A 17,650-nucleotide genomic window follows, 5' to 3' on the forward strand; every position below is an offset into this window, starting at 1 on the left:
GATGGACGCCGCGGGCCCGCGCTGGGAGGGTGGCCTCCTGGCGCCGGGCGACCCCGCTCCGGTGCTGCAGCGGCGGGCGGACAGTGCCTCGCCGATCCTCCTCGTGTGTGATCATGCCGGTCGCCGGGTCCCGTCGCGGTGCCACCTTGGCGTCGCCGAGCAAGATCTTTGCCGTCACATCGCGTGGGACCTCGGCGCGTCCGCCGTGGCCGAGCGGCTGAGCGACGCCCTGGACGCCGAGTTGATCGCCCAGCGCTACAGCCGCCTCGTGATCGACTGCAACCGGCCGCCGCACGAGCCGGACGCCATGCCACCGCGCGTCGACGGGACCGCGGTGCCCGGCAACGCCGCGGTCACGCCGGCGGACGCGGCGGCGCGGGTGGCGGAGGTCTTCATGCCCTATCACGCCGCGATCGGCGCCAGCCTCGACCGGCGGGCGGCGCGCGGCGAGCGGACCGTGCTCGTCGCCGTGCACTCCTTCACGCCGCTGCACCGCGACTATCCGGGCGCACGGCCCTGGCCGGTCACCTTCCTCTACAACCGCCTCCCCGCCCTTTCCGAGACGCTCGCGCACATCTCGCAGGCGCGCGGGGTGATGGCCGGGCTCAACGTTCCCTACGTGGTCGACGACCGCGGCGACTATACGATCCCCGTGCACGCCGAGCGGCGGGGCCTGCCCTCGACCCTCGTCGAGATGCGTCAGGATACCCTCGCCGACGACGCCGGGGTCGCCGCCGCGGCCGCCCTCCTCGCCGATATCATCCCTCTCGCCCTCGACCGGATCACGACATGAGCTCCCCCCGCTTCGCCTTCTTCGGCAACCACGAGCTATCGGCCATCTTCCGGGGGCGCTCGGTGCCGATCGAGCTGGCGGATGGCGCGATCAAGTCGGGCATGCCCTGGGTGCCGACCAACGTGTGCCTCTCCGCCTCGAACACGATCCCGCCGGACAACCCGTTCGGCCCGATGGGCGAGACGCGGCTGATGCCGGACCCCAAGCGGCGGATCACCCTGCCCAAGCGTGAAGGACGGCCGGCGATGGACGTCTACCTCGCCGACATTACCGAGCCCGACGGGTCGTTCTGGGAGGCGTGCGGGCGCAGCCAGCTGAAGCGCGCGCTCAAGGACCTGGAGGCGGCCGGCTACAAGCTGAAGGTCGGCTTCGAGCACGAACTCTACATCAACGGCCTGACCGAGATCTCGGCGCCGGCCTACTCGCTGCCCGGCAGCCGCGCCGTCGCCGAGCTGGCCAGCGAGGTGCTGGACACGCTCGCCACCGCGGGCGCCGGCCTCGACCAGTTCATGTCCGAGTTCGGGCAGCATCAGTTCGAGGTGTCGAGCCCGGTGCGCGGTGCGCTGAAGGGGGCGGACGAGGCCGTGTTCACCCGTGAGGTGATCCGCGACGCGGCGCTGGCGCGGGGCCTGCGGGCGACGTTCGCCCCCAAGCCGGACCTCTCGCAGGCCGGCAGCGGCGTGCACATCCACATGAGCCTGTGGGACACGCACGGCGCCCCGGTGACCGGTGCGCACGATGCGCCGACGCCGGTCGCCGGCGCGTTCGCGGCGGGTATCCTGCGCCAGATCGAGGCGGTGATGGCCTATACCGCGCCGACGCCGAATTCCTACGACCGCATCGCCCCCTCCTCCTGGGTCGGCGCGTTCAATTGCATGGGGGTGAAGAACCGCGAGGCGGCGATCCGCTTCGTGCCGCGCGCGGCCGACAAGGACGGCAACAACCCGGCCGCCTCGATGGAATATCGCCTGACCGACGGTTCGGCCAACCCCTACCTCACCCTCGCCGCCCTGATCCGCGCCGGCCTTGCCGGGATCGGCGATCAGCTCGCCACGCCGGTCGGTGTCGACCAGGACCCGGCGACGCTGAGCGACGAGGAGCGCGCAGCGCGGGGCATCCGGCGAGTGCCGTCCTCTCTGGCGCAGGTGCTGGACGCCGCGGAACCGCTGGCCGCCGCGTGGTTCGGCGAGACGTTCTGGCGCGCCTACCGGTCGGTGCGGCGCAACGAGATCAACGACGCGGCCAAGTCGGCCGACTACGGCGCGCAGCTGGCGCGGGTGATCTAACCGTCGGCCAGCCAGCGGCGCACCTGCTCGCGCTCCTCGTCGGTCATGCCGGTGACGTTGCCGGGGGGCATGGCGTGCGACAGCACCGCCTGGCGGGCGATGCGCGAGGCCTCGCGGGCGATGTCGTACTCGCTCTCCAGCGTGACGCCGAGCGGGGGATGCACCATCCCCTCCCACATCGGCTGCGCCGCGTGGCACATCGAGCAGCGCGACAGGATGATGTTCTGCGCCGCCGGGAACGCGTCGGATCGCACCAGCGCGCGCATCTGCGAGTCCATCGGGTCGAAGCGGACACCGGCCGCCTCCTGCGTCGGCATCGTGCGCACCAGCGGGTAGGTGGACAGGCCGACGATCACCAGGAAGAGCGCGACGGTGACGACCCAGGTCCACACCAGGTGCCGGCCGGTCGCGTGCTTGGTGTTGAAGTAGTGGCGGATCACCGCGCCGAGGACGAGCACCACCGCGATGATGAGCCAGGAGAAGCGGGTCGACGTCGCGAGGGGGTAGTGATTGGCGAGGAAGAAGAAGATGACGGGCAGCGTCAGGTAATTGTTGTGCAGTGAGCGCTGCTTGGCGATCTTGCCGTACTTGGCGTCCGGCTTGCGGCCGGCGATCAGGTCCGCCACCACGATGCGCTGGTTCGGGATGATCACCATCGCGACGTTGGCGGCCATGATGGTCGCCGTCATCGCACCGACGTGAATGAAGGCGCCGCGACCCGAGAAGACGTGGGTGAGGACGAACCCCACCCCGCACATGAAGAGAAACAGGATGATGAAGACGGTGGTATCGCCCGCCTCGATCAGCCGTTTGCACAGCTGGTCGTAGACGATCCACCCCGCCGCCAGCACCAGCAGCGAGATCGTGATCGCCTGACCGACCGACAGCGGCATCACCGCCGGGTCGATGAGGTAGAGGTGCGCGCCGGCGTAGTACATCAACGACAGCAGCGCGAAGCCGGAGAGCCAGGTGGTGTAGGCCTCCCATTTGAACCAGACGAGATCGTCCGGCATGTGGTCCGGCGCGACGCCGTATTTCTGAATATGGTAGAAGCCGCCGCCGTGAACCTGCCACTCCTCGCCCAGCACCCCGGCGGGGGCGGACTTCGCCGTCTTCAGTCCGAGATCGAGGGCGATGAAGTAGAACGACGAGCCGATCCAGGCGATCGCGGTCACGATGTGGAGCCACCTGAGGGCGAACATCGACCATTCCCACAGGTATTCGAGGCCCATCCCACTCTCCCATCTGCGCTCGGCGGGGGCGCCGCCGGCCCCACCATGCGAGAACGATGCCGCCAGCCGGACCCCACGGCAAGCGCGCGCCTCCCCTGCGGCGGCGCCCGTCCCACGCTCCGGCGCTGCGCCCTGGACTGGCACCCGACGTGCAGGGACCGGGCGGCCCGTAGGCACGCAAGGTGGGACAGCGATCATGGTGATGAAGGGGCTCGGCACACCCGAGCAGTTGCGCGACCCGAACTACACGCCGCCGCTCGCCAAGGCGGTACCGCTCGGCATCCAGCACATCCTGGCGATGTTCATCTCAAACGTCACGCCGGCGATCATCGTCGCGGGCGCGGCGGGCTTCGGCTTCGGCACGCCCGGCGTCGGCAACCTCGTCTACATGATCCAGGTGTCGATGACCTTCGCGGGGATCGCGACGCTGTTCCAGACCATCGGCCTCGGACCGATCGGCGCACGGCTTCCGATCGTCCAGGGCACCAGCTTCGCGTTCATCCCGATCATGATCCCGCTGGTGGCCGGCCAGGGGGTGGAGGCGATGGCGACCATCACCGGCGGCGTCATCTGCGGCGGCCTCTTCCACGCCTGTCTGGCGCCGTTCGTCGGCAGGATCCGCTTCGCGCTGCCGCCGCTGGTGACGGGGCTGGTGGTGCTCCTCATCGGCCTGGCGCTGGTGAAGGTCGGCATCCAGTACGCCGCCGGCGGCGTCCCGGCGATCGGCACGCCCGAGTACGGCTCGGCGCTCAACTGGTTCGTCGCGCTGGTCGTGATCGTCGTGACGCTGGGGCTGAAGTTCTTCACCCGCGGGCTGTGGTCGATCTCGGCGATCCTCCTGGGACTGATCGCCGGCTACGTGGTGGCGCTGGTGCTCGGCATGGTCTCGTTCGGCAACGTCGCCCGCGCGTCGTGGCTCCTGGTGCCCGACCCGTTCCACTTCGGCGTCAGTTTCTCGTTCGCGGCGGTGATCGGCTTTTGTCTGATGGGCGTGATTTCGGCGATCGAGACGGTGGGCGACGTCTCCGGCATCACCAAGGGCGGCGCCGGGCGCGAGGCGACCGACCACGAGATCCGCGGCGCGACCTTCGCGGACGGTCTGGGCTCCGCGATCGCCGGCGTCTTCGGCGCGCTCCCCAACACCTCGTTCTCGCAGAATGTCGGGCTGATCGCGATCACCGGCGTGATGAGCCGGCACGTCGTCACCATCGGCGCGCTGTTCCTCATCGTCTGCGGCTTCGTGCCGAAGATCGGCGCGGTGATCGCCACCATCCCGATCGAGGTGCTGGGCGGCGGCGTGATCGTGATGTTCGGGATGATCGCCTCGGCCGGCGTCAGCATGCTGGCGGAGGTCGAGTGGGACCGGCGCAACATGGTGATCTTCGGCGTGGCGCTGTCGGTCGGCCTGGGGCTGCAGCTCGAGCCCGACGCGCTGCAGCACGCGGACGCGACGGTGAAGGTGCTCCTGACCTCCGGCCTGCTGCCGGCGGCGACGATCGCCATCGTCCTCAACCTCTTCCTGCCCCAGACGTTGGCGGACGACCAGACCAGCGAGGAGCCGGACGGTGTTCGGCACGACGCCTACCTGCGCTCGACACCCTCGCACTGAGCGGCGGCGGGGCCGGACGATGCGGGTCGCCCTCGCCTCCCTGGCCGGCTCCGCACGCCGCGGCCGGCCCTCAGCCTCCCAGGTTGGCGAAGGGCTCGTAGATCCCGAGCGTGCGCAGGGCGTCGGCGGTCGGCGGCGAGTTTTGCAGGATCGCCTTCAGGCTGTTCCCCTCGTCGGCGTTGGCGAGCTCGAGATCGTGGCGGACGCCGTCGCGGGTCTCGTCACTGGCCTCGTTCAGCTCGATGTCGGCGATGACGAGGCGCTGAAGTGCGGCGCGGGACGAGTTGGGCGCCAGCTCCCGCGAGCGCGCGGCGGCGGTGCGGGCGAAATCGTCGTAGCCGGACGCGGCGGCGGCGATGGCGGCCGTGTTCCACGCATAGGCGTCGCCCGGCGCAGCCTCGATCCCCTGGATCGCGAGCTGGAGCGACAGGCGCTCGTTCTGCCAACGCAAAGATGCAAGTTCGGCTCGGTCGAGCAGGTAGCGCGCGCGATCGTACAGCGCGGCCTGCCCGGTGGGATGCCAGCTGTCGAGGCCGACGGCGATGCGAGTATCAGCCGCGAGGCTCGGCGCATTCTTCGCGATTCCGACAAATGCCGCCATGCCGATTGCCAAGACGGCAAAACAACTCACGCGAACAAATGTCTTACCTAAAGAGCGAGAACGTTTTTTTGTTTTCGATGGACTGGTTCGCTGCATACTCATCTCGACCGCACTTGCCTTAGCCGGAGGATCGCCCCAACTCGGAATTCACTGTCACTTGGTCCAGCGTGGACCAAAGTCCACCATGGAGGCATGCTTGCTGCGCTTTTTGCGCCGGAAAGACCAACAAGTCCACCAACCCGCATACCAACCGAGAGTTGCGTCGACGGACCGAATTTACGCGGTGGGGGACATTCACGGGCAAGCGCATTGCCTCGATATACTGTTAGATCGGATCGACGCGGACTGGAGGCACCATGAGGACGGTCGCCGGGCGCAGCTCGTTCTCCTGGGCGATTATGTCGACCGTGGGGCCGACAGTCGCACGGTGCTGGACCGTGTCGCCGCGCTGGTCGACGGCGGCGCCATCGCGCTGCGCGGCAACCACGAGGCCGCCATGCTCGGCTTCGTCAACGATCCGGTGAAGGGCGCCAACTGGCTGCAGTTCGGCGGGATTCAGACGCTCGCGTCCTACGGGCTGGCCGCACCGCGAAGGCCGGGACCGGAGGAGCTGACCGCGCTGGCGGCCGACCTCGCGGAGGCGATGGGGCCGCACGTCGCGCTCCTGCGCGACAAGCTCGTCAACTACCACACCTCCGGCGACGTCGTCTTCGTCCACGCCGATCTGGAGCCCGGGGTGGACCTGGAATTGCAGGACGAGGCGGTGATGTTGTGGGGCGATCCCGAGCATCCGGGCGCGACATGGCGGGCCGACAAGCTGGTGGTCCACGGCCACTACGCGGACGTGAAACCGATCGAGAGCGAGGGGCGCCTGTGCATCGACACCGGCGCCTTCTACACCAACAACCTCACCTGTGTGCGGCTGGACGGCGAGGTCGCTCTGTTCGGCAGCCTCGGTCCAGCGCCCGGCGCGGCGATGTAGGCCGGCCGGGCACGTCTCGCAGAACGAAGCGGCGCGGGATCAGGCGGCGAGCGCGAAGGCGGGCCGCACCACCGGGCGCTGCGGCGCCAGTTCGTCCTCCACACGGTCGGCGACCAGCTCGGCCGTGGCGGCGGACAGGGTCCAGCCCAGGTGGCCGTGGCCGGTGTTGTAGAAGACGCCGGCGTGCTTGCCACGGCCGACACGGGGCAGCATCGAGGGCATCATCGGCCGCAGGCCCGCCCACGGCACCGCATGCTCGGTGGAGAGCGCGGGGAAGTACTTCTCCGCCCACGCGACCAGCGGACGGATGCGGTCGGCGCGAATGTCGAGGTTGGCGCCGTTGAACTCGGCGGTGCCGGCGATGCGCAGGCGATCCTCGCCCAGGCGGCTCGACACGATCTTGGCGCGGTCGTCCAGCAGGCTCACCCAGGGCGCGGCGGCGCGGGACAGCTCGTCCTTCAGCTCCACCGTGATCGAGTAACCCTTCACCGGGTAGATATCGACCGTGTCGCCGAGCTGACGGGCGACGTCGCGGCTCTTGACGCCGGCGGCGACGACCACGCCGTCGAAGCGTTCCTCGATCCCGTCGGCGGCGATGCGCACGCCGCCCTCGACGGCGGCGACGGTGTCGACCGTGGTGCCCATGCGCAGGGTCGCGCCGCGGCGCACGCAGGCGCGGGCGAGGCCCATGGTGAACTTGTGGATGTCGCCCGACGCATCGCTCTCGGTGAAGAAGCCGCCGGCGAAATCGCCGCGCAGGGCCGGCTCGACGGCGCGGACCTCGGCCGGCGACAGCTCGCGCCGCTCGAGGCCGCCCTCGGCGAGGAGGCCGTTCACCTCACGGGCGTGCTGCATGTCCTTCATGGTGGAGTAGAAGTGCAGGATGCCGCGATGCTCGAGGTCGAAGTCGATGCCTTCGCGCTCGGCCATCTCGTAGAGGACGGCGCGGGCGGCGATGGCGAGGCGCACGGTCTCGACCGTGTTGGCACGATAGTTCGGGATGTTGGCGAGGAACTTGGCCATCCACTGCATCTTGTGGAGGGTAGGGCGCGGGTTGACCAGCAGCGGCGCATCGGCCTGCAGCATCCACTTCAGGCCCTTGAGGACCGTGCCCCACTGGGTCCACGTCTCGGCGTTGGAGGCGGAGAGCTGGCCGCCGTTGGCGAAGCTCGTCTCCATCGCGGCGTAGCGGTTGCGGTCGAAGACGGTGACCTCGAACCCGCGGTCGAGGAGGGCATAGGCGGTGGTCAAGCCGGTCACACCGGCGCCGATGATGGCGACATGGGTCATCGAGATAGCTCCACGCACGGGCGGCGTCTGCCGCGTTGCCCCCTCCGTGCTTGGAACCTGAGAGCTTCGCCCACCGGTGGCGGGCTTTCTCCTACGGTGGACCCGGTGTGCGGGCCGCTTTCCGGAGTGTTGAGACGACACCGGTCCTGGGACCTGAGAGTTTCCGGGGCGGTTGCTCCTTCGGCGAGGGGGCGGACCCCCTCTTCTCCCGGTGCCGTCTGAATACTGCTGAGGTAGGCCATTTCGGCGAATTTCGCAAGATCTCGCGCAACCGAAAACTTGACTTGCCGCAAATTTGCGCAACGCGCCCCGACGGGACAGGCCCGGCCTTTCCGTGGCGACGGCCCAGGCGCCGCATGGTCCGTGACGACGACGGCGGACCGGGGCGCAGCGCGGGCCGTGCCCCGGAATTTCGTCCTTGTAATTCATCTACGAGTGAACGATTGCGCGCCGACCGCGTTGGCCCGTTAGACCCACGGCGTCTCGGCCGCGGGGCCAGGACCTACCCCGACCCCCCAGCACCGACCGCCATCCCGATCCACGCACGAAGGGGTTCTCCGTGGCGCACGCATCCCAACCGCATTCTCCGCCGCACCGCGGCCACTGGGCGACGAGTATCCTCGCCGTCTTCGTCGCCTTGCTCGGCCTGCCGCTCGCCGGCCTCGGCGCCTGGCTCATCACGCTGGGCGGCAGCTGGTATTACGGCATCGCCGGGCTCGGCCTGATCATCGTCGCCATCCTCCTGGCGCAGCGCAGCATGGCCGCCATCTGGCTCTACCTGCTCGTCTGGGCCGGCACCGTCGCCTGGGCCTTCTGGGAGGTGGGGACCGACTGGTGGGCGCAGGTGCCGCGCCTGGTCGCACCGACGGTGCTCCTCGTCATCCTGCTTCTCTTCCTGCCGCTCCTCGGCCGCCGCACGCGCGAAGGTGCTCTGTGATGCACATTTCCATGTCCGCCCGGCTCGCCGCAACGCTGTTGGTGACGAGCGCCCTCACCGCCCCTGCCCTCGCGCAGGACACCACCGAGCCCGCCGCGACCGTGCAGCCGTCGACGCCGCAGTCCACCCCGGCTCAGACCGAGGCGGCGCCCCGCGATGCCGCGCCCGACGATGCCGCTGCCGCCCCGACCGAGGCCGCGCCGGTCGCCACCCAAACCACCGCGCGCGAGCCGCAGCCGCAGCCCGAAGCCGGCGCCGACTGGCCGTTCTGGGGCGGCGGGCCGAATGCGCAGCGCTACTCGCCGCTCGGACAGATCACGCCGGAGAACGTCGGCGATCTGGAGCGCGCCTGGGTGTTCCACACCGGCGACCTGCCGGAGGGCTCGGCGTCCGACAAATATTCGCCCGAGAACACGCCGGTGAAGGTCGGCGACGCCCTCTTGATGTGCTCGGCGAAGAACATCCTCATCTCGATCGACGCCGCCACCGGCGAAGAGAACTGGCGCTACGACCCCGAGGTGGCGAACGAGGCGATCCCCTATGGTGCCAGCTGCCGCGGCGTCGCCGTCTACACCGCGCCGGAGCTGCCGGAGGATGCGCCCTGCAAGACGCGCGTCGTCGAAGGCACGCTCGACGCCCGCCTGATCGCCGTCGACAGCGCGACCGGCGAGCTGTGCGCCGATTTCGGAGAGAACGGCCAGGTCGACCTGTGGGACGGCATTGGCGACAAGGTGCCCGGCTGGTACGCCGTGACCGCCCCGCCGGCCATCGTGCGCGGCATCGCCGTCACCGGCGCGCAGGTGAAGGACGGGCAGGCCGAGGACGCCCCGTCCGGCGTCATCCGCGGCTACGATGCGGTGACGGGCGAACTCGCCTGGGCCTGGGACCTCGCCGCGCCCGAGGAGATGAAGGACGGCCCGCCCGAGGGCGAGACCTACACCCGCGGCACGCCCAACATGTGGACCACCGCGACGGCGGACGAAGCGCTCGGGCTCGTATATCTGCCGCTCGGTAACTCGGCGGTCGACTACTGGGCCTCCAACCGCTCCGAAGCGGAGAACAAGTGGTCCACCTCGCTCGTCGCGATCGACGTGACCACCGGCGAGCCGGCGTGGTCCTTCCAGACCGTGCACAAGGACGTGTGGGACTACGACCTCGGCAGCCAGGTGACGCTGATCGACTACCCCGGCGAAGGTGGTGACACGGTGCCGGCGGTGATCCTGCCCTCCAAGCAGGGCGACATCTATATCCTGAACCGCGAGACGGGCGAGCCGCTGACCCCGGTCGGCGAGATCGCCGTGCCGTCCACCGGCGAGCTGGAGCCGGACACTCTGTCCCAGACGCAGCCGACATCCGAGTGGCACACGCTGCGCAAGGACCCGCTGGAAGAGAAGGACATGTGGGGCTTCTCGCCGATCGACCAGCTCTGGTGCCGGATCCAGTTCCGCCTGTCGAACTACGAGGGCTTCTACACCCCGCCCTCGGCCGACAAGCCGTGGATTCAGTACCCCGGCTACAATGGCGGCAACGACTGGGGCTCGATCGCCTTCGACCCGGAGAAGGGCCTCATCATCGCCAACTACAACGACGTGCCGAACCACAACCAGCTCGTCCCGCGGGCGGAGGCGGACGCGAAGGGGTGGAAGCCGATCTACGAGACCGACAACGCCGGTACCTCGTCGCCCGAGGGCGCCGGAGACCCGCAGGTGGGCGCGCCGTACGCGATCGACGTCAACGCCGGCTGGCGCAACGACTATACCGGCGTTCCCTGCACCGCGCCGCCCTACGGTGGGATCCAGGCGATCGACATCGAGACGGGCGAGACCGTGTGGGACCGGCCGCTCGGCACGGCGCGGCGCAACGGCCCGTTCGGTATCGCCTCGCGCATCCCCTTCACCATCGGCCTGCCCAACAACGGCGGCTCGGTGGTGACGGCCGGCGGCCTCGTCTTCATCGGCGCGGCGACGGACAATCTCTTCCGCGCGATCGACGTCGAGACGGGCGAGACCCTATGGTCCGACGTGCTCGATCAGGGGCCGCAGGCCAACCCGATCAGCTACGAGGTGAACGGCGAGCAGTACGTCCTCATCGGTCCGGGCGGGCACCACTTCATGGAGACCCCGGTCGGCGACGCGGTGATCGCCTACAAGCTGCCGAAGTAAAGTTCGCGCGATCGGACGCCGGAAAGTCGCTCCTCGTGGGCGGCTTTCCGCATTTCGGGGCGCGGGGCGGTCGTTCGCGGTCGCACGCGGGTTGCCCCTGCGGCAACCGAGCGATAAACGCGGGCATCATCTGACAGCATTGATCCCATGCCCTTCACTCCCCGCGTCTTCTCGGGCGTTCAGCCCACCGGCAATCTGCACCTCGGCAACTACCTCGGCGCGGTGCGCCGCTTCGTCGCCATGCAGGACGAGTATCCGTGCATCTACTGCGTGGTGGACCTGCACGCGATCACCCAGTGGCAGGACCCGGTGGAGCTGGCCGACGCCACCTACAGCGTCACCGCGGCCTATCTCGCCGCGGGGATCGACCCAGCCCGCTCGATCGTCTTCAACCAGAGCCGCGTCACCGCGCATGCCGAGCTCGCCTGGATCTTCAACTGCGTCGCCCGCATGGGGTGGCTGAACCGCATGACGCAATTCAAGGAGAAGGCCGGCAAGGACAAGGAGAACGCGTCGGCGGGCCTCTTCGTCTACCCCAACCTCATGGCGGCCGATATCCTGGTCTACCAGGCGACGCACGTGCCGGTGGGCGACGACCAGAAGCAGCATTTGGAGCTGACCCGCGACATCGCGCAGAAGTTCAACCACGACTATGCCGAGCGGCTCGCCTCGCTGGGCTATGACGAGGACGGCCTCTTCCCGATGACCGAGCCGATCATCGCCGGGCCGGCGACGCGGGTGATGAGCCTGCGCGACGGGTCGAAGAAGATGTCGAAGTCGGAAGCGTCGGATGCCTCGCGCATCAACCTGACCGACGATGCAGACACGATCGCGCAGAAGATCCGCAAGGCGAAGACCGACCCGGAACCGCTGCCCTCCGAGCCGAAGGGGCTGGAGAGCCGGGCCGAGGCGGACAACCTCGTCGGCATCTACGCCGCGCTCGCCAGCACCACCAAGGAGGCGGTGCTGGCGCAATATGGCGGGCAGGGCTTCTCGGCCTTCAAGCCGGCGCTGGCGGAGCTGGCGGTCGAGGTGCTGGCGCCGATGAACGCGGAGATGCGGCGGCTCCTCGCGGACCGCGGCCATCTCGACGCGGTGCTGGCCGACGGTGCGGCGCGCGCCAATGCCATCGCAGAGCCCATCCTGCGGGACGTGAAGCGCGTGGTCGGCTTCCTGACGTGAGCGCGGCCGAGGCGGACGGCCTCTTCACGCGCGCACCCTTCGGCGACGACATCGCCGTCCTGCGTGCGCGTTTCCCGCGGGAGGTGTGGCCGGCGCACCGCAACCTCGGCCAGACCGCGCGGTTCTGGCTCGACCGGCACGGCATGTTCCGCGAACTGGGCGACATGCTCAAGACCGGCGCGGTAGAGTTCGCCGAGGGGCGGGTCGAGGCCAAGCCCTTCATGGGCTGGCTGGGGCCGCGCCTGTCGCTCTTCCTCAACGAGCTGCACACGCACCATCATGTCGAGGACGAGCATTATTTCCCCGTCTTCCGGGCCGCCGATGCGCGGCTGGGGCGCGGGTTCGACATCCTCGACGCCGACCACCACACCCTGGATGCGCTGATCCACGAGCTGGCCGCCACCGGCAACGCCCTCTCAGAGGGTCTGCGCGGTCATGGTGACGTCGCCCGTCCGTCTGCCGACCTCGCCGAGCGGCTGACGCGCGCCTCCAACGGCCTCCTGCGCCACCTGGAGGACGAGGAGGACATCGTGGTGCCACTGATCCTCGACCGCAGCGAAGGCGGCCTCGGCCTCTAAGTCGACAATCTTTGGTTGCATTGCCGCGCGATCGCGCTACCCTCCCGTCATCGATCGCGGGAGATTGCCGTGCGCCCTCTTCAGGCCATCCTGACCGATGCCAAGAGCATCGCCGCCCAGTACGAGGACGTGACCGGCCGCCCGCTGGGCCTGACCGACGAGATCGGCGAGTGCGAGGCCGCTGCCAGGCTCGGCCTGTCGCTCGCGCCCGCACACGAGCCCTACTGCGACGCCTTGGACCTCCACAGCTCACGCCTCCTGATCCGCAGCCGCCGCGTGACGCCCGAGCGGCGCGAGCGCAACCAGCGCGTCCCCGCGGTGCGGCGCAGGATCGGCTGGGACGCCGTACTGCTGGTGCTGCTGGACGAGCGCTACGACGCCATCGAGATCTGGCGGGCCGAGCGCCTCGCCGTGCTCGACGCGCTCGATCCGGCTGCCTCCCGCCGGCCCCGTCGCGCGCTCAACGTGTCGCAATTCAAGTCGATCGGGCGGCTCGTCTGGTCGGACGCCGGGCGGTGGACCCACCCGCCACCGCTGCGGGACTACCGCTTCGGCGAGCGCAGGCGCACGTAGAGGGCACCGTCGCCCCCGTGCGTGGGGTTTGCCGGCCCGAAGGTGACGATGTGCCGCGCGAGGTCGCGGCCGGCCAGCCAGTGGGGCACGCTTCGGCGAAGCACGCCCCGCCCCTCGCCCTCGCCGAGGCCCTTGCCGGTGATCACCAGCACGACGCGCCGCCGCTGACCGACAGAGGCCACGATGAAACGCGACAGCGCCCCGTGCGCCTCCTCCTGCGTCATGCCGTGGAGGTCGATCCGGGCGTCGATGCCGAGGGCGCCGCGAGCGAGCTTGCGACGGGTCTTGCGGTCGAGGTCGCTGGCGGGGCGCGCCTTGATGGCGGGCGGGGGCGCCGGGGCCGCAGGTGGCGGCTCGGCGGGCGGCTGCGCCAGCTTGGGCGCCTCGGCGGGCGGCGAGGCCTTCGGCGGCACGGGCAGCGTCACGGACGGCGGCGGCGGCTCGGGGCGCAGCGGGACGACGGTGCGGGCGATCTTGTCCCACAGCGCCTTTTCCGAACTGGAGAGAATGCGCCGGCGCGTCATGGGGTGACCACGCCAACGGCGGCGGACCCCACCGGGTGCGGGGCGACGCCGTGCGGGAGAAACACCGTCCACGTCGCCGGTGCTTTCATCGCCCCGGCGACCGCCCCGGCGGCATCGCCAGTGCCGATGAAGATGTCGCCCCGTCCCCGGCCGACGATCGCCGAGCCGGCGTCCTCGGCGATCATCACAGCGGCGAAGTCGCCCTCGCCGGGCAGCGTCGTCGCGATGTGGATCGGAGTGCCGAGGCCGTGATGCACGCGGTCCACCGCGAGGCTGCGGTATGGGACCAGCGGCACGCCCCCCGCCGCGACCGGCCCCAGCGCCGGGTCGCCCAGCGGCCGTTCCCGGAAGAAGACATAGGAGCGGTTGGCCTCCAGCGTCTCCGCGACGATCTGCGGATGCGCGGCGAGGACCGCGCGGATCGACTGCATGGTGGCGCCGCCCTCGGGGAGCCACCCCCGATCGATCAGGACGCGTCCAATGGCCGTGTAGGGATGCCCGGTCTTGCCGTGGTAGCCGACGCGCATCTCGTCGCCATCGACGAAACGCAGGCGGGCCGAGCCCTGCACCTGGGCGAAGAAGGCGTCCACCGGATCGGCGACGAAGGCGAGGTCCAGGCCGAGCCCGTCCAGCGCTCCGGCGCGGATCGCCGCGCGGTCGGGGTAGGGCGCCAGCGTGCCGTCGGACCGGCGGCGGGCCCAGGTTCCGTCACCGGGAAGGTCGGGCCGCGCAGAGACGCGGATCAAGTCCGGCGGGCGGCGGTGCAGCGGGGTCTGGAACGGGCCGGCGCGGCGGCGCGAGGCGCCGACGACGGGCTCGTAATAGGCCGTGAGAAAGCCGGGTTCGGGCAGCCGCCAGGCCAGGAAGGCCTCTTCGACCGTCCGGCGGGCGGACCGGCCGCGGCGGGCGAGGGCAGGTGCCAGGGCGCCCAGCCATGCAGCCTGCGCCGGCCGCGTTAGGACGCCAGGGTCGAGGTGGCGCGCGAGGCCGGCCAGCAGCGCCTCGGCTTCAGCCTCGGACCAGCCGGGGAGCCCGGCGATGGGGATCGGGAACGCCGGGCCGTCCATGCGCGGGGCGCGGTCTTTACGCGGATTCGGTGGCGACCAGCAGCCAGTTCGGGTGGTCGGCATCGACCCGACGCTCGAAGGTCCACACGTCCACCACGTCGGCGACCTTGTTGGGGTCGCCTTCGATGAGGTTGCCGTCACGATCGTAGGTGGCGGAGATCATCTGACTGTCGATCCGCGTGGTCACGCGGGCGATCTTGCCCTTCAGCGAGGCGTCGGTAATGGCCATCTTGTCGATCCCGATGAGGGTGGTCGACATGGACTGGCCGTTGGCCTCACGGTCGGCGATGGCGGCGGCGAAGCCCTCCATCACCTCGTCCGACAGGAGCGGGCGCAGCGTGTCCCGGTCGCCGCCGGCGAAGGCCGTGACGATCATCTCGTAGGCCATCTGCGCGCCGTTGAGGAACTGCTTGGGATCGAACGTCGGGTCGGCGACGACGATGTCGCGCAGCGCGTCGTAGAGCGGCGTGTCCTTGGCCGCGACGGGCTTCAGGCGCTCCTCGACGACGCTCGGCTCTGGCGCGGACGCCGGGGCGTTGCCCGGCTGGCGCGGCAGGGAGACGACATTGTCGTTCCCGCGCGACTCGTTGCCGCTGCGGGCCGCGTAGGGGTCGTACGGCGGACGCTCGTTCCCCGTCCGGCGACCCAGCACGCTGCGCAGGCGCAGGAAGATCGCGACGGCCAGCGCCAGGATCATCAAGTTGTAGATGTCGAAGAATTCACTCATCCACTAAAACCTGTCAGCCCATATCTGGAGCTCTGCCACGGCCCCTCGCCGCTCGACCGTTCCACCATACACATAAGACGCCATACGGCGTCGTACAGGTCCAGTTTGCGGCACAGCATGCGGCGGACCGTATCGGACTGAGGCACCTCGGTCTACGCCCAGCGCTCGAAAACACCACCCTACGTTCCCATATTCGGCCGGAGCCAAAGGGAAATGCTTGTGATCCGATCCATCCTGTTCGCTTTTCTGCTGATCATCCCGATCGCCGAGATCGTCGTCTTTCTGACGGTCGGCAGCGTGATCGGCGTGCTTCCGACCATCGCCATCATCATCCTGACGGCAGTCCTCGGCGCGATCCTGTTGAAGCGGCAGGGACTCTCGGCCTTCGCCCGCCTCCAGGCCGACGCCAGCGCCGGGCGTGTCCCCGCCGCCGCCATCGGCCAGGCGATCACCGTCGCGATCGCCGGCATCCTGCTGCTGACGCCCGGCTTCATCACCGACACGGTGGGCTTCCTGCTCTTCATCCCGGCAGTGCGCAGCTGGCTTTGGAAGCAGATCGCCGGGTCGGTGCGGATCCATGGCGCCGGGACGGGCGGCCCCGGTGCGGATGCCGGCGGCCCGGCGGGGCACCCCTACCGCCCCGGCAAGCCCCAGGTGATCGACCTCGAGGCGACCGAGGTGAAGCCCGACCCGTCCACCCCGTGGCGCAACGACGCGTAGAGCGACTACGCCCTGAAGTCTCCCATGGGTGGCTAAGATCGGGCGAAGGCGGCGGATCGACGGCAAAGGTCTAGGATTGTCGCGGGCAAAGTGGTAGCCCGCGGCGAACTGACCATCGTTCAACGAACGGACTCACCATGACCGACGCCACCGCCGGCGCGCCAGAAGGACAGGCTCAGCCCTCCGTCCGCGTGCTCGCCCAATACGTCAAAGATCTCTCCTTCGAGAATCCGCGCGCGCCCGCCTCGCTGCAGAACCGCGAAGCCAACCCGCAGATCAACATCTCCGTCAACGTCGCCGCGAAGTCCCTCGCCGAGACCGACTACGAGGTGACTTTGACCCTCGAGGCGAAGGCCGGGGACGACGAAAATCTCGCCTTCCAGACCGAGCTTCAGTACGCCGGCGTGATCCGCGTCGCCGGGATGAAGCCCGAGCACGTGCAGCCTTTCCTGCTGATCGAGGGGCCCCGCCTGCTCTTCCCGTTCGCCCGGCAGATCGTCGCCGAGGCGGTGCGCAACGGCGGCTTCCCGCCGCTGATGATCGACCCGATCGATTTCGTCGCGCTCTACCGCCGCAACCTGGAGCGGGCGCAGCAGCAGCAGAACGCGACCCCCGTCACCAACTGACGCCTACTCGGCGGCGATGCGCGGCCCGTCCTCGGTCTGGGCCGTGACCTTGGCCCAGATCGACTCGGCGAACGTCGCCATGAAGGCGGCGTGCGCGGCGCGCTCGCCCTCGGTGAGGCGCGGGGCCAGCGGCACCGGACGGGGTGCGTGGCGCACAGGTCCGGCGGCCCGCGCGCTGCCGTCACCGGTGCCGCCCAGCACCAGCGTCGCCTGCCGGCCGCCGGTCAGCTCGAGGTAGACCTCGGCCAGCAGTTCGGCGTCGAGCAGAGCGCCGTGCTTGGTGCGGCGAGACGCGTCGATCCCGTAGCGCGAGCACAGGGCGTCCAGCGAATTGGCACCGCCGTGCTTGCGACGCGCGATCGACAGCGTGTCCACCACCTGGTGCGCACCGATGATCGGCTTGCCGCAGCGCTGCAGCTCGTGATTGAGGAAATTGACGTCGAACGAGGCGTTGTGGGCGACGAGGTTGGCGTCCCCCAGGAAGGCCGAGAACTCCTCGGCGATGGCGGCGAAGACCGGCTTGTCGGCCAGGAAGTCGGCCGAGATGCCGTGCACGCGGAACGCCTCTTCGGGCATGTCCCGCTCGGGATTGATGTAGACGTGAAAGACGTTGCCGGTCGGGATCGCGTTCAGCACCTCGACGGCGCCGATCTCCACCACGCGGTCGCCCGTGGCCGGATCGAGGCCGGTTGTTTCGGTGTCGAGAACGATCTCGCGCAACGTCTGCCTCCAAGAGCGAAGACGCCGACAGTGCCACAGGC

Annotated in this window: 18 protein-coding genes and 1 riboswitch; of the genes, 11 read left to right on the forward strand and 7 right to left on the reverse strand. The window is 69.7% G+C overall.

The features are described 5' to 3' along the window. Nucleotide 1 precedes the first annotated feature (1 nt). Nucleotides 2–793, forward strand: coding sequence for an N-formylglutamate amidohydrolase (locus tag MRB58_RS09760; RefSeq protein WP_244781520.1), 792 nt, complete (start codon nucleotides 2–4; stop codon nucleotides 791–793). Continuing rightward, nucleotides 790–2,079 carry a hypothetical protein gene (locus tag MRB58_RS09765; protein ID WP_244781521.1) on the forward strand — a complete coding sequence of 430 codons (1,290 nt, stop codon included), beginning with the start codon at nucleotides 790–792 and terminating at the stop codon, nucleotides 2,077–2,079. Before MRB58_RS09760 ends, MRB58_RS09765 begins: the two co-directional genes overlap by 4 nt. On the opposite strand, the gene MRB58_RS09770 is transcribed toward MRB58_RS09765, so the two are convergent. Beyond that, nucleotides 2,076–3,311 carry a urate hydroxylase PuuD gene (locus tag MRB58_RS09770; RefSeq protein WP_244781522.1) on the reverse strand — a complete coding sequence of 412 codons (1,236 nt, stop codon included), beginning with the start codon at nucleotides 3,309–3,311 and terminating at the stop codon, nucleotides 2,076–2,078. The two genes, MRB58_RS09765 and MRB58_RS09770, sit on opposite strands and share 4 nt — an antisense overlap. 196 nt (nucleotides 3,312–3,507) lie before the next feature. Here MRB58_RS09770 and MRB58_RS09775 point away from each other — a divergent pair, with 196 nt between their 5' ends. Beyond that, complete coding sequence (locus MRB58_RS09775) at nucleotides 3,508–4,920, forward strand: uracil-xanthine permease family protein (protein WP_244781523.1); 1,413 nt, start codon at nucleotides 3,508–3,510, stop codon at nucleotides 4,918–4,920. A gap of 70 nt (nucleotides 4,921–4,990) precedes the next feature. Here the strand turns inward: MRB58_RS09775 and MRB58_RS09780 are convergent, their stop codons facing one another. After that, the gene (locus MRB58_RS09780) at nucleotides 4,991–5,617 is read right to left on the reverse strand and encodes a hypothetical protein (RefSeq protein WP_244781524.1); all 627 of its coding nucleotides are present in this window, start codon (nucleotides 5,615–5,617) and stop codon (nucleotides 4,991–4,993) included. An 88-nt stretch (nucleotides 5,618–5,705) separates the two neighbouring features. Here MRB58_RS09780 and MRB58_RS09785 point away from each other — a divergent pair, with 88 nt between their 5' ends. After that, nucleotides 5,706–6,503 (forward strand): metallophosphoesterase family protein, encoded by a 798-nt coding sequence (locus MRB58_RS09785; protein WP_244781525.1) that lies wholly within the window; start codon nucleotides 5,706–5,708, stop codon nucleotides 6,501–6,503. A 39-nt stretch (nucleotides 6,504–6,542) separates the two neighbouring features. Here the strand turns inward: MRB58_RS09785 and MRB58_RS09790 are convergent, their stop codons facing one another. Further along, nucleotides 6,543–7,793, reverse strand: coding sequence for a D-amino acid dehydrogenase (locus tag MRB58_RS09790; protein ID WP_244781526.1), 1,251 nt, complete (start codon nucleotides 7,791–7,793; stop codon nucleotides 6,543–6,545). 131 nt (nucleotides 7,794–7,924) lie between these two features. Next, a riboswitch (glycine riboswitch) is annotated at nucleotides 7,925–8,014 on the reverse strand. A 338-nt stretch (nucleotides 8,015–8,352) separates the two neighbouring features. On the opposite strand from MRB58_RS09790, the gene MRB58_RS09795 reads away from it, so the two are divergent. The 5 genes from MRB58_RS09795 (at nucleotide 8,353) to MRB58_RS09815 (ending at nucleotide 13,225) form a co-directional block, all read left to right on the forward strand. Further along, entirely contained in the window at nucleotides 8,353–8,730 is a 378-nt protein-coding gene (locus MRB58_RS09795) for a hypothetical protein (RefSeq protein WP_244781527.1), read from the forward strand. Further along, nucleotides 8,730–10,892, forward strand: coding sequence for a pyrroloquinoline quinone-dependent dehydrogenase (locus tag MRB58_RS09800; protein WP_244781948.1), 2,163 nt, complete (start codon nucleotides 8,730–8,732; stop codon nucleotides 10,890–10,892). Before MRB58_RS09795 ends, MRB58_RS09800 begins: the two co-directional genes overlap by 1 nt. 147 nt (nucleotides 10,893–11,039) lie before the next feature. Then, nucleotides 11,040–12,074: a tryptophan--tRNA ligase gene (trpS, locus tag MRB58_RS09805; RefSeq protein WP_244781528.1), complete on the forward strand. Its 1,035-nt coding sequence runs from the start codon at nucleotides 11,040–11,042 to the stop codon at nucleotides 12,072–12,074. After that, a complete protein-coding gene (locus MRB58_RS09810; protein ID WP_244781529.1) occupies nucleotides 12,071–12,652 on the forward strand; it encodes a hemerythrin domain-containing protein in 582 nt (193 codons plus the stop codon). Before trpS ends, MRB58_RS09810 begins: the two co-directional genes overlap by 4 nt. A 69-nt stretch (nucleotides 12,653–12,721) precedes the next feature. Further along, nucleotides 12,722–13,225 (forward strand): hypothetical protein, encoded by a 504-nt coding sequence (locus MRB58_RS09815; protein WP_244781530.1) that lies wholly within the window; start codon nucleotides 12,722–12,724, stop codon nucleotides 13,223–13,225. Here the strand turns inward: MRB58_RS09815 and MRB58_RS09820 are convergent. The 3 genes from MRB58_RS09820 to MRB58_RS09830 are packed head-to-tail and all read right to left on the reverse strand — an operon-like array spanning nucleotide 13,195 to nucleotide 15,543. Further along, nucleotides 13,195–13,749 carry a Smr/MutS family protein gene (locus MRB58_RS09820; RefSeq protein ID WP_244781531.1) on the reverse strand — a complete coding sequence of 185 codons (555 nt, stop codon included), beginning with the start codon at nucleotides 13,747–13,749 and terminating at the stop codon, nucleotides 13,195–13,197. The genes MRB58_RS09815 and MRB58_RS09820 overlap by 31 nt on opposite strands. After that, nucleotides 13,746–14,816, reverse strand: a complete 1,071-nt coding sequence (locus MRB58_RS09825; protein ID WP_244781532.1) for a murein transglycosylase A — start codon at nucleotides 14,814–14,816, stop codon at nucleotides 13,746–13,748. Before MRB58_RS09825 ends, MRB58_RS09820 begins: the two co-directional genes overlap by 4 nt. 16 nt (nucleotides 14,817–14,832) lie before the next feature. Continuing rightward, complete coding sequence (locus tag MRB58_RS09830) at nucleotides 14,833–15,543, reverse strand: Tim44/TimA family putative adaptor protein (RefSeq protein ID WP_244781533.1); 711 nt, start codon at nucleotides 15,541–15,543, stop codon at nucleotides 14,833–14,835. Between the two features lie 219 nt (nucleotides 15,544–15,762). Here MRB58_RS09830 and MRB58_RS09835 point away from each other — a divergent pair, with 219 nt between their 5' ends. After that, a complete protein-coding gene (locus MRB58_RS09835) occupies nucleotides 15,763–16,263 on the forward strand; it encodes an FxsA family protein (RefSeq protein WP_371747256.1) in 501 nt (166 codons plus the stop codon). 137 nt (nucleotides 16,264–16,400) lie between these two features. Then, nucleotides 16,401–16,889: a protein-export chaperone SecB gene (gene secB / locus MRB58_RS09840; RefSeq protein WP_244781535.1), complete on the forward strand. Its 489-nt coding sequence runs from the start codon at nucleotides 16,401–16,403 to the stop codon at nucleotides 16,887–16,889. A 3-nt stretch (nucleotides 16,890–16,892) separates the two neighbouring features. Here the strand turns inward: secB and dnaQ are convergent, their stop codons facing one another. Continuing rightward, the gene (gene dnaQ / locus MRB58_RS09845; RefSeq protein ID WP_244781536.1) at nucleotides 16,893–17,609 is read right to left on the reverse strand and encodes a DNA polymerase III subunit epsilon; all 717 of its coding nucleotides are present in this window, start codon (nucleotides 17,607–17,609) and stop codon (nucleotides 16,893–16,895) included. Nucleotides 17,610–17,650: the final 41 nt, after the last annotated feature.

It is taken from the genome of Acuticoccus sp. I52.16.1, assembly GCF_022865125.1.
In the GTDB taxonomy this organism is placed as follows: Bacteria; Pseudomonadota; Alphaproteobacteria; order Rhizobiales; family Amorphaceae; genus Acuticoccus.

Coding starts and splice junctions, on each gene's coding strand:
- trpS (WP_244781528.1), top strand. CDS start 11,040: ATGCCCTTCACTCCCCGCGTCTTCTCGGGCGTTCAGCCCACCGGCAAT.
- secB (WP_244781535.1), top strand. CDS start 16,401: ATGACCGACGCCACCGCCGGCGCGCCAGAAGGACAGGCTCAGCCCTCC.
- MRB58_RS09775 (WP_244781523.1), top strand. CDS start 3,508: ATGGTGATGAAGGGGCTCGGCACACCCGAGCAGTTGCGCGACCCGAAC.
- MRB58_RS09800 (WP_244781948.1), top strand. CDS start 8,730: ATGCACATTTCCATGTCCGCCCGGCTCGCCGCAACGCTGTTGGTGACG.
- MRB58_RS09780 (WP_244781524.1), bottom strand. CDS start 5,617: ATGCAGCGAACCAGTCCATCGAAAACAAAAAAACGTTCTCGCTCTTTA.
- MRB58_RS09830 (WP_244781533.1), bottom strand. CDS start 15,543: ATGAGTGAATTCTTCGACATCTACAACTTGATGATCCTGGCGCTGGCC.
- MRB58_RS09790 (WP_244781526.1), bottom strand. CDS start 7,793: ATGACCCATGTCGCCATCATCGGCGCCGGTGTGACCGGCTTGACCACC.
- MRB58_RS09760 (WP_244781520.1), top strand. CDS start 2: ATGGACGCCGCGGGCCCGCGCTGGGAGGGTGGCCTCCTGGCGCCGGGC.
- MRB58_RS09825 (WP_244781532.1), bottom strand. CDS start 14,816: ATGGACGGCCCGGCGTTCCCGATCCCCATCGCCGGGCTCCCCGGCTGG.
- MRB58_RS09785 (WP_244781525.1), top strand. CDS start 5,706: ATGGAGGCATGCTTGCTGCGCTTTTTGCGCCGGAAAGACCAACAAGTC.
- MRB58_RS09820 (WP_244781531.1), bottom strand. CDS start 13,749: ATGACGCGCCGGCGCATTCTCTCCAGTTCGGAAAAGGCGCTGTGGGAC.
- MRB58_RS09770 (WP_244781522.1), bottom strand. CDS start 3,311: ATGGGCCTCGAATACCTGTGGGAATGGTCGATGTTCGCCCTCAGGTGG.
- MRB58_RS09765 (WP_244781521.1), top strand. CDS start 790: ATGAGCTCCCCCCGCTTCGCCTTCTTCGGCAACCACGAGCTATCGGCC.